Here is a 15,123-nt window from a genome sequence, read left to right on the forward strand (position 1 = left end):
AAAAAAGGAGCAATTATTTATTGCTCCTTTTTTATTTTTAATACTTTATAAATTGAAGTAAAGATGTCTTCTGCAGAAAAAGGTTTAACAATGTAATCATCTACTTTTAATGTTTTGCCTAATTCTTTGTCTTTTTTAATATCATAAGCACTTAATGCGACAATCTTTGTGTTGTTAAAGTTATCGTTGGTCATTATATATTCAATAGCTTCAAAACCATTCATTTTTGGCATATGAAGATCCATAAAAATTAAATCATATTCTTCTTTTTTAGCCATTTCTATAGCGTGTTCACCATTGTTTGCAATATCCATGTAAAAACCACCATGATTTACTAATAATTTCATCAAAACCAATTGATTAATTTCATTGTCATCAACTATAAGTACGTTAAACTTATTCTTAATATCAATTTTAGTGAATTTTTTAATTGATTTTCTTGATTTTTGAGATTCAATTTCAGCTTCAAAAGGCAACGTTAGTTCAAATTTCGAACCTTCATTTACTTTTGAATCAAAAGAAAACGAACCATTCATTAATTCTATTAATTTAGTAACGATTGACAATCCTAAACCAGAACCTTCAATATCTTGATTATGTAATTTTTTGAAACTTTCGAATTGATTATTGCTTGTTTTTTCAAATCCAATTCCTGTGTCTTTTATACTAAATTTTAATCTAACATTTTTAGCTCTTCTGTAGTCTAATGAAATTTCGAAAACTACTTTTCCTTCGTTAGTATATTTGTAAGCGTTATCTACAAGATTAGTTATGATTTGTACAACTCTATTATAATCTCCAATTAATTTACTTGGGACTTTATTAGAAATCACAACCTGAAATTCAATATTCTTTAAAATGAATTTTTCTAAATAAACACGTTCAATATTTTTTATTAATTCATCTAAATCGAACGAACTACTTTCTATTTTAAATTCACCATATTCTATTTTAGACAAGTCAAAAACATCACCAACTAATCTATCCATATGAGACATGGAAGAACTAATTGTTGACAACAATTCTTTCTGTTCGTAAGTAAGGTTTTCTTTTCTAAACAATTCTAACAAACCTAAAACTCCAGAAATAGGCGTTCTTAAGTCATGACTAATAGAAGCTAAAAATTTGTTCTTAAAACTTTTTTCTTGGTTTAGCTTTATATTTTTCTCATTTTCATGAAAGTTAGAAATAAACAATTCATTTTTATCTTGTGTTACTTCTTGAATTTCTTTGTAGTATTCGGATCTATCAAAAATTAATAAAAAAGGATTTTGCTTAATCGAACCAGAATACACTATAATATCAGCAATAATATTTATATCACCTATTTGCAATAATATTATTTTGAAAATTTCTTCTATATCTTTTGTTTGAATAATTGTATTAAAAACCTCAAAAAAGGGATGAATATCGTATATAGTTTTGGCTTTACTTACAGGAAATAAAGTGTCGTCTGAAGTTATAATTTTTCCATTAAAGTCAAACTCAATTTTTTGAATAATTACATTCAGATAAGTATCTATTGTTTTTTGAATCATATGTTATTTAAAAAATTTAATCCTAATTTATTAAAAATTTCTTCAACATTTTTACTTGTCTTAGCACTTGTAAAAAAATCTATTGGATAGTTTATTTGTTTTTTAAATTCTTTTTTATCTATTAAATCTACCTTGTTTGCAATAGTTAACAATTGTGCTGATGGATAATTTGACTTCAAATAAGCGATCTCACTTTCAATATTAACATACGTTGAACTTCTTGTAGGATCAATTACATACATAAAACCTGAAGTTCCAATTAAATGCGACTTTCTTACCTTTTCTACATCATCTTTCCCTTCTAAATCCCAAATTACAAACGTTAGCTTTTGTCCATTGACTTCTATTTCCTTTTTTAAAATATGAACCCCAATGGTAACCTTATAATCATCGGTAAAAACATCATCCACAAAACGTCTTATGATAGAAGTTTTACCTACACCAAAGTGACCTACTAATACTACTTTTTTTGAATTAATCATTAAATAACGATTCTATTAATTTGTTTGTGACTTTTGAGTCTTCTACTAACTTTTCTTTTTTGTGTTTTGAAGCAAAATCTAAAATTTTATCTTCTAACTCATCCTTAAATTCTGTGTTAAACGAGCCAGAAATTACTGCTGCCACATAATAAGACGACATATTTTGAATATAAATATTATATAATTCATATTGAATTAATTCTAAGCTTTGTTCTTCTTTTGTAAAGGCATCTTCGACAAAACTTTTGATGGCAGTTAGCATTCCTGCGATCATGTCTTTATCAATATTTTCTTGACTTTTTGAAACATTTGCAATCAATAAACCAGAACCTTTTTCTATAATAAAAACTTGTTCAACATTTGGTTTAGCCATTTCTGAAAGAATAATGCTTTCTTCTGAAACACCTGTGAAAAACGATTTGAATTTACGTTTCCATTTTTTTATTGAAAAAGTACTTTGAACTTGGCTATTTATGCTTTCAGACAAGTTTTTCATTTCTTGCTGAATATATTTTTTAATCATTTTTCCAATAATAGGAAATAATGCCTCTACAACTTGATCTTGAGAATCTCTAATTTGAATTTTTAATGCTTCTGTAATTGTTGGTCCTAATTTAGAAGGAATTTCATCTGCAAAAGTTTCAATTTTTTTATCAATTATAGGATTAACTTTTTCAGAAAGTAATTCTTCTTCGTTTAATGTTTTTTCAACTGATTCTAATTTTTGAAGAATTTGTAACGCAAAATCCCTGTCCTCATTAAGAAGCAGCTGTTTAAGTTTTACTAATTTTTCTGAATCGGTCATTTTTTAGAAAGAATTAATCTTTCATTATCTTTTCTCCCATAGAAACTAATAATGAACCTAATAAATTTCTATCTACTTTTTTATGATTTAATTCGTCTGTTTTTTCGTTAACCTTATCTTCTAATTCTGTAATACGAATATTTAAATCTGTTGACAAATTATCAATTGTAGTAGAAAGTTCTTTGTGAGTATCTTCGATTAAAGCTTCGATTTCTTCTTTCCTTTTTTCAATATGACTTTTAATCGAATTAAATTCTGCATCAATTTGCTGAATATTTTCACCAAAAATCAGATTCTTAATTGCTTCCAATCGTTGAGCTGATTCATTAGTGTTTGCAGAATTTACATCAACTTCTTTGTTTTGATTTTTAGACATTTACTATACGTTTTCGTTTGTTTAGGATTTGCAAATGTAAAAAAAAATTAACATATTAAATATCTTTGACTTAAAATGGTTATAACATATGGTCTTTGAGATGTTAAATATTGTTTTTAAAGGTTATTTGTGGGGAAAATTAAGAATTCTTCATGAATTCTTCTGCCTTTTCAACCATGTTATAACTTCCACAGAAAAAAGAAACTCTTTGATGTAGTTCTGTTGGTTCAATTTCCATAATTCTATTGTACCCATCAGATGCTTTTCCACCAGCTTGTTCTGCCAAGAAAGCCATTGGGTTGCATTCGTAAAGCAAACGCAATTTACCATTTGGTGCTTTTGAACTTGTAGGGTAAATATATATCCCACCTTTAATCATATTTCTATGGAAATCCGAAACCAAACTTCCAATATATCTTGAAGAATAAGGTCTATCACCTTCTTCAGCTTGACAATATTTTAAATAATTTTTTACACCCTGAGGAAAATGAACATAATTTCCTTCGTTGATAGAGTAAATATTTCCATCTTTAGAAAATTGCATATTTGGATGTGAAAGATAAAACGTCCCAATTGCTGGATTTAAAGTAAAACCATTTACTCCATGACCAGTTGTATAAACTAGCATAGTTGAAGTTCCATAAACAACATAACCCGCAGCAACTTGATTAACACCTTTCTGCAGAAAATCTTCACTTGTAACAGGAGTTCCAACAGGAGTTACTCTTCTAAAAACCGAAAAAATTGTTCCAACTGAAACATTTACATCAATATTTGAAGATCCATCCAAAGGATCCATTAACACAACATATTTGTTTTGATTATTTTCATCTAAACTGTTTACAGTGATAAAATCATCATTTTCTTCAGATGCAATTCCACAAACAATGTTTCTATTTATTAAAGTTTGAATAAATGTGTCATTGGCAAATACATCTAACTTTTGTTGGTCTTCCCCTTGAATATTTTGTTCTCCAGCTGCTCCAACGATATCAACTAAACCAGCTTTATTTACTTTATAATTAACAACTTTAGCCGCTAATCTAATAGAGTTAATGATTCTAGATAATTCACCTGTTGAGTATTGAAATGCATTTTGATTTTCAATTATGTATTCCCCTAAAGTTTTGTTTTTTTCTTGCATTTCGAAATCGATGTAGTTGTGTTAATGGCACAAATATCGGATTTTTTGTGAAAAGAAATAGGATTTTTAGGTATATGTTTTTCTTAATGTTATTTTTGCTTAAATTTTGATATTATGATAATAAGAAAAGGAACAAAAGAAGATATGCAAGCTGTACTCGATTTAATCATTGAGTTAGCTGTTTTTGAAAAAGAGCCTGATGCTGTTGTCGTTACCAAAGAAGATTTAATTAGAGATGGATTTTCTTCAAACCCTTTATTTCATACTTTTGTAGCAGAAAAAAATGGTGAAATTGTTGGTGTAGCTTTATATTATTACAGATATTCTACTTGGAAGGGAAAAACCATTCATTTAGAAGATTTAGTTGTAAAAGAAAGTCAACGAGGAACTGGTGCTGGATTTGCTCTATATAGCGAAATCATAAAACAAGGAAAAAAAGACAACGTTAGAAGAATTGAATGGAACGTTTTAGATTGGAATGAAAATGCTATTGCTTTTTATGAAAAATCTGGAGCAAATATTCTAAAAGATTGGTATGTTGTGCAAATGGATGAAAAAGCTATTTCAAATTTTTTAGTGAATTTGAAAAGCAAAAAATAAAAAATAAACTCCAAAATCCAAAACTTGCACTGTTAAAGCAAACCATTTGGAATTTGGAATTTGGAATATTGGAATTTATAAAAAATTTGAAGAATGAAAATTTTTAAGTTTGGTGGTGCGTCAGTTAAAGATGCTGATGGAGTAAAAAACGTTTTAAATGTTTTAAAAACAGTTGGTCACGAAGATGTTTTGATAGTAGTTTCGGCCATGGGAAAAATGACTAATGCTCTTGAATTGGTAATTACAAACTACTTTGATAAATCAACCGAATTTAATGCATCACTGCAAGAAGTAAAAAAATATCACAATCAAATTTTGATGGATTTATTTGATGATGAAGATAATGATGTTTTTTTTGCTATAAATAGTCATCTAGCTGATTTAGAATATTTTTTAAGAAGCAATAAATCGCCAAATTATAGTTTCGTTTACGATCAAGTAATTAGTTATGGAGAATTGATTTCTACAACAATTGTGAGTCATTATTTCAATGAACAAGGTTTAAATAACAATTGGATTGATGTTAGAAATTTCATCAAAACAGACAACAATTATAGAGATGGAAATGTCGATTGGGAACAAACTCAAAAATTAATTTCAAAAGGTATTAAAAAGAAAAACTTAAACATCACACAAGGATTTTTAGGTTCAGATGAAAACAACTTTACCACAACTTTAGGAAGAGAAGGTTCAGATTACACAGCTGCTATTTTTGCCTATTGTTTAGGTGCAGAAAGTGTAACTATTTGGAAAGATGTTCCAGGTGTAATGAATGCTGATCCAAGGTACTTTGAAAATGCAATTCTTTTAAACCAAATTTCGTATCGTGAAGCTATTGAATTAGCATTTTATGGAGCAAGTGTAATTCACCCAAAAACATTGCAACCCCTTCAAAGAAAAGAAATCCCTTTGTTTGTAAAGTCATTTATAAATCCGCTTTTGCCGGGCACTTCAGTTTCTAAAGGAGCAGATTTAGATCCACTTATTCCTTGTTTTATCATTAAGAAAAATCAATTATTGCTTTCATTGTCATCTTTGGATTTTTCATTTATGATGGAAGATCACATGAGTGAAATTTTCGCATTATTTTCAGAGCATAAAATTAAAGTAAATCTAATTCAAAATTCAGCGATTAGTTTTTCGGTCTGTATTGAAGACAAATATGGAAACTTTAATCCTTTAAAAACAAGTTTGTCAAAAAAATTCAAAGTTTCATACAATGAAAATGTGTCTCTTTACACGGTTAGACATTTTGATGAAGAAGCATTACAAATTGTAGAAAAAAACAAAACGATTTTGTTGAAACAGATTTCTAGAGGAACTTTGCAGGTTGTGACTAAGGAATAATTTTGTTTTACGGCAAATTCACACATTATTCTTTAAGTATGAACCTGTGAACCTGTGGCAAAACTCTTTAGTGGCAAAAAATCCCAAATTTATACTACTTTTGAAAATTGTGAGTTATAGTATTTATGGGCAAGAAGTGGTTTTTATGGATTTGTTTGTTTGTTGTTTCGGGCATTTTGGCTCAAGAAACAAAAATGCCTTATAAATCAAAGAAATTTGTTGCTTCAAAAGATACTATTTCTTTAGAAAAAGTCAGTATTAACAAAGCTTTCTTCAAAGTTTTAGATAAAAACGGAATCGAAATTGATTCTTCAGCTTACAACGTTGACTTTAAAACCGGAAAAATATTTTTTAAAGAGAACTTCTCTTCAAAAGACACTTTAGAAGTCAAATACTTAACTTTTCCTGAATTTTTAACGAAAACCTATTCCATTTATGATGAGAACATAGTCGTTCCAAATAAAGCTGGTCAACTTTTTACCATAAAAAATCCAAACAAAAGTACTTTCAAACCTTTTGATGGCTTAAATACAAATGGAAGTATTACAAGAGGAGTGACAATTGGAAACAATCAAAACACGGTTGTAAATTCAAATTTAGATCTTCAAATTACTGGAAAATTATCCGATAAAGTCAGTTTGCGAGCTTCTATTCAAGACAGTAATATTCCATTGCAAGATGGTGGTTATTCGCAAAAACTAGATGAATTTGATCAAATCTTCATTGAATTATTTTCGGACAAATGGAGTATTCGAGCTGGAGATTTATTTTTAGAAAATCGAAAAGCTTCATTTTTAAATTTCAATAAAAAAGTACAAGGAATTTCATCACATTTTACTTTTGGTTCGGACGAAAACAAAACAGACATTTTTGCATCTGCAGCTTTAGTTCGTGGACAATATGCTCGAAGCACTTTTACAGGACAAGAAGGAAATCAAGGACCTTATAAATTGCGAGGAAATAATGGTGAACTCTATATTTTAGTAATTTCTGGTTCAGAACGCGTTTTTGTAAACGGAATTTTATTAACTCGTGGAGAAAATAACGACTACATTATCGATTATAACGCTGGTGAAGTAATTTTCACCTCTTTATTTCCAATTACTTCCGAAATGCGAATCAATGTAGAATATCAATACACGGATAGAAATTACACACGATTTATAACGTATGCTGGTGCAACTCATGAAACAGAAAAATGGAATATTGGTGGTTTTTTATATTCTGAAAATGATGTAAAAAATCAACCGTTACAACAAAATTTGTCAGAAGATCAAGTTGCGGTTTTGCAAAATGCTGGTGATAATTTGTCTTTGATGAATGCTCCTTCTGCTTATTTAGATAGTTATTCAGAAAATAAAGTTTTGTATAAAAAAGTCATTATTTCTGGAATTGAGGTTTATGAATATTCTAACAATCCTGATGATGAATTATACAATGTTCGTTTTAGTTTAGTTGGAAGCAATCTTGGAAATTATATTTTGGCCAACAACCAAGCTATTGGAAAAATTTATGAATACATTCAACCTGTTGCGGGAATTCCTCAAGGAAATTACGAACCTGTTGTTCGATTAATTGCACCTACAAAAATTCAAATTGCAACTATTTTAGGTGGTTATAATCCTTCTGAAAAAACTAAAGTTGATTTTGAAATTGGTGTTAGCAATAATGATTTGAATCTATATTCTAATTTAGATGACAACAACAATAACGGAATTGCAGGAAAAATAAATGCAAAACAACGTTTATTGACTCAAAAAACCACAATTGATGCTTTTGCAAATTTTCAATTTATTCAACAAGATTTTAAAACCATTGAACGACTATTTACAATAGAATTTAATCGGGATTGGAATTTAACAACACCTTTAGGCAATCAAAGTTTATTGATTTCAGGTTTGGATTTTAACTTCAATAAGAAAGGATTTGCTAAATATCAATTGGAGAAATTAGATTTTTCGAAAAATTTTTCTGGAACAAGACATAGCCTTTTTGGAAATTACATCCATAAAAACTTCACACTATTCAATCAGAGTAGTGCTATGAAAAGTGATGGAAGCTATTCTGATACTAAATTCATTCGAAATCAAACTAGAGCAAAATACAATTTCAAGAAAAACTGGATTGGAAGTAGTTTTAACTTTGAAGATAATTCAGAAAAACTAGTTGAAACCAATGAATTTTCAGCTTTAAGTCAAAAATTTGCAGAATATGGAGCCTTTATTGGTCGCGGTGATTCAACGAAAGTTTTTGTAGAATTAGGCTATTTACAACGAAAAAACGACAGCTTACAAAACGGAATTATTCAACGTGTAAACCATTCCAATTCGTATTATTTGAATTCACAATTGGTAAAAACAGAAAAAAGTAATTTGAGTATTTTTGTAAAATATCGAACTTTAAAATATGAAGATGTTGCTAAGAAAGATGAACCTTCTTTAAATTCAAGAATTATTTATAACGATAGGTTTTTTGATCAATTGATACAATTATCTACAATTTATGAAAACTCATCAGGAACAATTGCTCAACAAGAATTCACTTATTTAGAAGTTGAGCCAGGACAAGGAGTTTACACTTGGAATGATTACAACAACAATGGAATTCAGGAATTGCAAGAATTTGAAATTGCTCCTTTTGTTGATTTAGCCAAATATGTTCGCGTTTTTTTACCTAATCAGGTTTTTGTTCGAACCCATCAAAATAAGTTTTCTCAATCGTTGACTTTTAATTTCAATCAATGGCAAAATAGGACAGGTTTTTTAAAATTTATGTCCCTGTTTTATAATCAAAGTTCGTTTTTAATTGATAGGAAAATAGCAAGAGATGGCAATAATTTTGATTTGAATCCATTTTCAAATTCAGATGAAAATCTTATTGGATTAAACAATAGTTTTAGAAATAGTTTGTTTTTCAATAGAGGAAAACAGCGAAATTCTATCACTTATAATTTTTTGACGAATGATTCTAAAAATTTGCTATCTGTTGGTTCAGTTGAAAATAAAGCTAAATCACATCAATTACAATATCAACATTTAATTCAAAAAACTTGGCTGTTTACTTTATCAGGAAAAACGGTTTTTAGTGAAGCTTTTTCTGAAAATTATCCAAGTCGAAATTTTCAAATTCAAGGATTTCAAGCCTTTCCAAAGGTTTCCTATTTGTTTTCAAAAAATGCGAGTTGGGATGTTTTTTATGAATATCAAAACAAAGAAAATCAAATTGGAAATTTTGAAAGTTTAAAACAAAATAGATTTGGAACATCATTTACTTTCAATAGTGATAAAGGCTTTAGTGTTAATGGAGAGTTTTCTCATTACAATAATTCTTTTGAAGGAAATGCATTATCAGCTGTTGGTTTTCAATTGTTAGAAGGTTTACAGGTTGGAAAAAATCAGACTTGGCGTTTGTTGTTACAAAAAAATCTAACAACCTATTTAGATATAAACATTAATTATCAAGGTCGAAAAAGTGAAACTTCTAAAGCAATTCATACTGGAAATGTGCAATTAAGAGCCTTTTTCTAATAAATTAAATTTTTGTTAAAATTCTTTAAAGAAAGTGTAATTTTTACTTATACTAATTATTTTATTTACATTTACTTCCTTAAAAAAATTACGATGCGTTTAAGTTTACTAATAGCTTTTATTTTTACTAATTTCATGTTTGGTCAACTTAGTAATAAACACTGGTTACCTCCTTTACACTCAAGAGATGGCGTTGCAGAAGATCATTATTTATATCTATCTACACCAAATCCTACTCCTTTTACTGTTTCTGTAAAAAGTGGAAACGGCACACCAATTAACGGATCACCTTTTACAATTTCTCAAGGAAATCCTCAAACTATAAATATCGGTAATGGTCAACCATCACTTATGTTTTTAAATCAAAGTGATGTTAATGTTGTAAAAAGTGATAAGGGATTAATTTTAGAAGCCACAAAGGATTTTTATGCCACATTTAAAGTACGTGCTGGAAACCATGCTGAAGTTCTAGTAGCAAAAGGTATTCCTGGTATTGGTACAAATTTTAGAGTTGGAAGCGTACCTCAAGGAGGAAATGGAACCATTAGAAATTTTGTATCTAGTTTTATGGCAACTGAAGACAACACATCAGTTAATGTTTCTGATTATAACACGAACGTTGTTTTTACTTCAGGTTCTGGTGATATCACTTTAGATACACAAAACTTCGTTTTAAACAAAGGAGAATCTGTTGTGCTCTCTGGTTATACCGATTTCTCTGCTAATTATGATGGCTTTATTGGAGCTCTAATTTCTTCCGACAAACCAATAGCAGTTAGCACTGGAAATGCTTTAGGAGGCACATTAAGCGCTACAGACGGACAAGATTTTAACTTAGACCAAATTGTGTCCTATGAACAAGTTGGCTCAGAATACATCGTTGTTCGAGGAAATGGTGGAGATGATTCAGAATTTCCTATAGTTATTGCAACTCAAAATAATACTGAAATTTTTATAAATGGAAGTACAACTCCATTCACTACAATTAATACGGGAGGTTATTTAATAGTTCCTCCAACTTTTTATCAAGGAACGAATCATAAAAACATGTATATTACGAGTAGTAAACCTATTTATTTATATCAAGTTTTAGCTGGTTCTGGTAGTTCTGCAACTACGGGAATGAACTTTATTCCTCCATTAAGTTGTTTTTTTCAAAAGAGTGTTGATTTGATTCCGAGCATAAATTCTATAGGAAATACACAATACACAAGTGATATTATTGCACTTACTTATGCTAGCTCAACTGTAACTATTAATGGAAATCCAACTACAACTACTCCTGAAGCAGTTTTAGGAACTTCGGATTGGGTTACATACAGAATTCCTGGATTTACTGGAAATGTAGTAGTTGAATCTACTGGCCCTTTGGCCGTAGGTGTTTTTGGAGCTAGTGGTGCTGCAGGATATGGTGGTTACTATTCAGGTTTTGGTAGTGAACCAAGAGATACTAATGTCACTATTTGTTCTAGTGGCACAACCGATTTATTAGACGCAATTGACGGAAATCCTGAAACTGGTGGTGTATGGACTCCTGCTTTGGCAAGTGGAACCGATATTTTTGATCCAAATGTTGATTTACCTGGAACTTATAATTATTCTTATACTGCGACTTGTGCAAATATTAGTGTTGATATTACTGTAGCTATTCAACAAGCACCAGACGCAGGAACAAATAATACGATTGAAGTTTGTTCAACAGATCCTCAAGTTGATTTATTTTCTTTATTAGGAACTAACGTAACAACAGGAGGAACTTGGTCTCCAGCGATGGCAAGTGGAACGGGCTTATATGACCCAGCTATTGATGCAGGTGTTGTTTATACTTACACTATCCCAAGTGATGGAATTTGTGAAGATATTTTTGCAACAATAACTGTAACTAAAAATGTTACTCCTTCTATTGTAGCAATTACAGCTTATGAAATTTGTGATAATAATGTTGACGGTGATGATGCAAATGGTTTTGTAACATTTAGTTTACCCACAAAAAATGCTGAAGTTTTAGATGGACAATCCGGAATAACAGTAAGTTATCATGCCAATCAAATTGATGCAGACAACAATAGTAGTCCATTAACTAACTATTATGCTACAACGCAATTAGTTTATGTTAGACTGACAAATAACACCACAAATTGTTTTGCTACAACCTCTTTTAATTTAGTAGTTAATCCTTTACCTGTAGTCACAAACAATGTAAATTTAAAACAATGTGATACAGATACAGATGCAATTACAGATTTTAACTTAACGTTTGCAAACCTTTTAATATCAAACGACACAACATTAAATTTTACCTACTTCACAAGTCAATTAAATGCACAAAACAATATCTTTCCAATAACAAATGAAACAAATTATACCTCTGGAAATAATGGTGAAGTTTGGGCAAGAGTTGAAACCTTGGCTAATTGCTTTAGAATTGTTAAAGTAAATTTATTAGTTTCAACGACAACGCCAGTTACTGGTATACCATTAAATGCATGTGATGATTATATAGATTTAAATGACCCATCAAACGATGGATTCGATTATTTTGATTTAAATATAGCTACAACTGGCATTCTAGCTCAATTTCCTCCTAATCAAAACTTGCAAGTTTCCTATTACGAAAATGAAGCTGATGCAACAGCTGGGTTAAACCCAATTAATACGGCTACTAACTACAGAAATACAGTTGCAAATAATCAATTGGTGTGGGTTAGAATTGATAGTGCTATTAACAATGAATGTTTTGGTTTGGGCCAATTTGTAGAACTAACTGTAGATCCAATTCCGAATGTAGAATTAGGTTTAGACTTTGTTGTTTGTTTAGATGCAATTACTGGTGCTGGCTCACAAACTATTAATGCAACACCTATAACTGCTGGAAATTATAGCTATAATTGGACACCTGCAAACCCAACAACAAATTCATCTGGAGATCAATCGGCAATTTACACAGTTACACAATCTGGAATTTATAGTGTTGAAGTTACAAATATTGACACTCAATGTAAAAATATGGATAGCGTAGAAGCAACCTTTTCATCTGAACCTGTAAGTGTTAGTGCTGTTTTAATCACACCTTTATTTTCACCAGGAACAGCAACAATTGAAGCGCTTCCTGTTGGTGGTTATGGCATTTATGAATATAGCATTGATAATGGAATTAATTGGCAACCAAGTCCTATTTTTGGTGGATTAACTAATGGTAACTATACTGTTTTAGTTAGAGACATCAAGCAATGTGGTGTACAATTTTCACAATCTATTCAAACGGTTACTTATCCTCCTTATTTTACACCAAATGGTGATGGTTTTAACGAATATTGGAATATTAATGGTTTGTTACAATCTTATCAAGGTAAAATATTCATTTTTGATAGATATGGAAAGTTTTTAAAAGAAATTAGTCCTAATGGAAATGGCTGGGATGGAACTTTTAATGGTCAACCACTACCTTCAACTGATTATTGGTTTAAGATAGAATATACAGAAAACGGAAATAGACAAGAATTCAAATCTCATTTCACTTTAAAAAGATAAACAAATACTAATAAATAGAGCTAGTTCACAAAAAAAGCAACATTATATAAATGTTGCTTTTTTTATGAACTCCTTTTTTTTGTAATTGAATTCTATTTTTTATTGATTCTAACTTCTATTAAATGTTGAACAGTTAATTCGATTGTATTTTGTAATTCTCTTTTTTTTTAATAGCTTTGAAATAAACACAAAAGTATTTGTTAATTTTGCTCTATTAAAATTTGCATAATCTGTATTAGATCTTAAATAAACTACTGAAATTTTAATTTTTTTTAGTATGGTATGCTACCTCAAGTAAATTTTCTTCTATATATAGAATAACATCCTCACCTCATGCTAATGTGCCAGTAACTTGATATCCTAAGTTGTTTAATTGCATGGCAATATTAGCAGCAATAATCATTTCGTCTTCTACAATTAAAATTTTATAAATTTTTTTCATTTGCTCTACGAATGTATTTATTAAACAGAATTTGATCAATATTCAAAAGCTCTAATAAAGCTATCAATTAAGTAATTTTATAAATTTTATCTTACGTTTGAATCCTTAAATTTAACGAATTTAATTTACAGTTATCGATTAATGCCTAATATTGAGCCATTTAAATAAAAAAAATCTTTTAAATAGGCTCTTTTTAAATAAAAATTAAATGTTGTAATACAAGAATAATTTATTTGAATTGCCACAATTAACTTAATTACCTTTTTTATCTTTACAAAAAATAAGACAATGAAGTTATTCTTATTATTACAAAATCTAAGCATAGAAGAAAAAGTAAAAAATGCACCAGACAGTAGTTATGAAGTAGGCCTATTTATTGGCACCTATTTACCTTTTGTTCTTTTAATAGGACTGGCTTATTTTCTCTATTATAGAGCAAAAAAAAGAAAAATTTCTGATAAAAATTAATAAAGAATCATGAGTTATATAAGAATCACGAAACAATTTAGCTTTGAAACCGGACATGCTTTATATGGTTATGACGGAAAATGTAAAAATGTTCATGGACATAGTTATAAACTTTCTGTAACTGTAATTGGCAAACCTATTACAGATTCTAGCAATGTTAAATATGGTATGGTTATAGATTTTACCGATCTTAAAAAGATTGTAAGAGAAGAAATTGTTGATGTTTTCGATCATGCAACTGTTTTTAATAAAAACACCCCTCATATTGAATTAGCAAACGAATTAAAACAAAGAGATCATCATGTAATTTTAGTTGAATATCAACCTACGAGTGAAAACATGGTAATTGATTTTGCTGATAAAATACAAAAAAGGCTTCCAAATAATATAAAATTACATTCTCTAAGGTTACAAGAAACCGAATCTTCTTTTGCAGAGTGGTTTGCTTCTGATAATTAAAACTATTATTTATTTCCCCCATAAAAAAATCCCTAATTCAATTGAAATAGGGATTTTTTAGTTTTGGTTGGGTTGGTTAATTTTATTTTCTGTTCTTATTTCTTAACGATTAAGAATTCCGAACGTCTGTTTTGAGCATGCTCTTCTTCTGAACAATCATCACAAACCACTTTTGGTTCGCTTTCTCCAAATCCTTGTCCTGTAATTCTATCTTTTGCAATTCCTTTTGAGATAATATACTGAACTGTAGATTTTGCTCTTCTATCTGATAAGTTTAAGTTATATCTATCACTTCCTCTGTTATCCGTATGCGATTTTGCAAATATAACCATGTCTTTGTGCTCTTCTGTCTTCATTACTTCCACTAACTTATCAAGCTCTTCAGCTCCTTGCTCAGTGATGTT

The 15,123-nt window shown here is 29.4% G+C and carries 12 protein-coding genes; 6 read left to right on the forward strand and 6 right to left on the reverse strand.

Annotation, left to right across the window (positions count from 1 at the left end; translation table 11 throughout):
* Positions 1 to 17: 17 nt before the first annotated feature.
* From G507_RS0106365 to fbp, 5 genes are all read right to left on the reverse strand, one after another.
* Entirely contained in the window at positions 18 to 1,538 is a 1,521-nt protein-coding gene (locus G507_RS0106365) for an ATP-binding response regulator (protein ID WP_026716716.1), read from the reverse strand.
* Positions 1,535 to 2,020: a Rab family GTPase gene (locus tag G507_RS0106370; RefSeq protein WP_026716717.1), complete on the reverse strand. Its 486-nt coding sequence runs from the start codon at positions 2,018 to 2,020 to the stop codon at positions 1,535 to 1,537. The genes G507_RS0106365 and G507_RS0106370 overlap by 4 nt, the downstream gene beginning before the upstream one ends.
* On the reverse strand, positions 2,013 to 2,825 hold the full coding sequence (locus G507_RS0106375; RefSeq protein WP_026716718.1) for a primase-like DNA-binding domain-containing protein: 813 nt from the start codon (positions 2,823 to 2,825) through the stop codon (positions 2,013 to 2,015). The genes G507_RS0106370 and G507_RS0106375 overlap by 8 nt, the downstream gene beginning before the upstream one ends.
* A gap of 13 nt (positions 2,826 to 2,838) precedes the next feature.
* A complete protein-coding gene (locus G507_RS0106380) occupies positions 2,839 to 3,201 on the reverse strand; it encodes a hypothetical protein (RefSeq protein ID WP_026716719.1) in 363 nt (120 codons plus the stop codon).
* Positions 3,202 to 3,340: 139 nt separating this feature from the next.
* Positions 3,341 to 4,345 carry a class 1 fructose-bisphosphatase gene (gene fbp, locus G507_RS0106385; protein ID WP_026716720.1) on the reverse strand — a complete coding sequence of 335 codons (1,005 nt, stop codon included), beginning with the start codon at positions 4,343 to 4,345 and terminating at the stop codon, positions 3,341 to 3,343.
* 114 nt (positions 4,346 to 4,459) lie between these two features.
* Between fbp and G507_RS0106390 the strand changes: the two genes are divergently transcribed.
* From G507_RS0106390 to G507_RS0106420, 6 genes are all read left to right on the forward strand, one after another.
* Positions 4,460 to 4,945 (forward strand): GNAT family N-acetyltransferase, encoded by a 486-nt coding sequence (locus tag G507_RS0106390; RefSeq protein WP_026716721.1) that lies wholly within the window; start codon positions 4,460 to 4,462, stop codon positions 4,943 to 4,945.
* A 93-nt stretch (positions 4,946 to 5,038) separates the two neighbouring features.
* Entirely contained in the window at positions 5,039 to 6,292 is a 1,254-nt protein-coding gene (locus G507_RS0106395; RefSeq protein WP_026716722.1) for an aspartate kinase, read from the forward strand.
* A 125-nt stretch (positions 6,293 to 6,417) separates the two neighbouring features.
* Entirely contained in the window at positions 6,418 to 9,819 is a 3,402-nt protein-coding gene (locus G507_RS0106400; RefSeq protein ID WP_026716723.1) for a hypothetical protein, read from the forward strand.
* Between the two features lie 93 nt (positions 9,820 to 9,912).
* Positions 9,913 to 13,350 (forward strand): T9SS type B sorting domain-containing protein, encoded by a 3,438-nt coding sequence (locus G507_RS17300; RefSeq protein WP_051191505.1) that lies wholly within the window; start codon positions 9,913 to 9,915, stop codon positions 13,348 to 13,350.
* A gap of 730 nt (positions 13,351 to 14,080) precedes the next feature.
* Positions 14,081 to 14,260: a hypothetical protein gene (locus G507_RS0106415; protein WP_026716724.1), complete on the forward strand. Its 180-nt coding sequence runs from the start codon at positions 14,081 to 14,083 to the stop codon at positions 14,258 to 14,260.
* Positions 14,261 to 14,269: 9 nt separating this feature from the next.
* Entirely contained in the window at positions 14,270 to 14,719 is a 450-nt protein-coding gene (locus G507_RS0106420; protein WP_026716725.1) for a 6-pyruvoyl trahydropterin synthase family protein, read from the forward strand.
* 95 nt (positions 14,720 to 14,814) lie between these two features.
* Here G507_RS0106420 and G507_RS0106425 read toward each other — a convergent pair.
* Positions 14,815 to 15,123, reverse strand: a 309-nt coding sequence (locus G507_RS0106425) for an OmpA family protein (protein ID WP_026716726.1), incomplete at its 5' end; no start/stop codon positions are given.

It is taken from the genome of Flavobacterium gelidilacus DSM 15343, from assembly GCF_000422685.1.
GTDB lineage: Bacteria > Bacteroidota > Bacteroidia > Flavobacteriales > Flavobacteriaceae > Flavobacterium > Flavobacterium gelidilacus.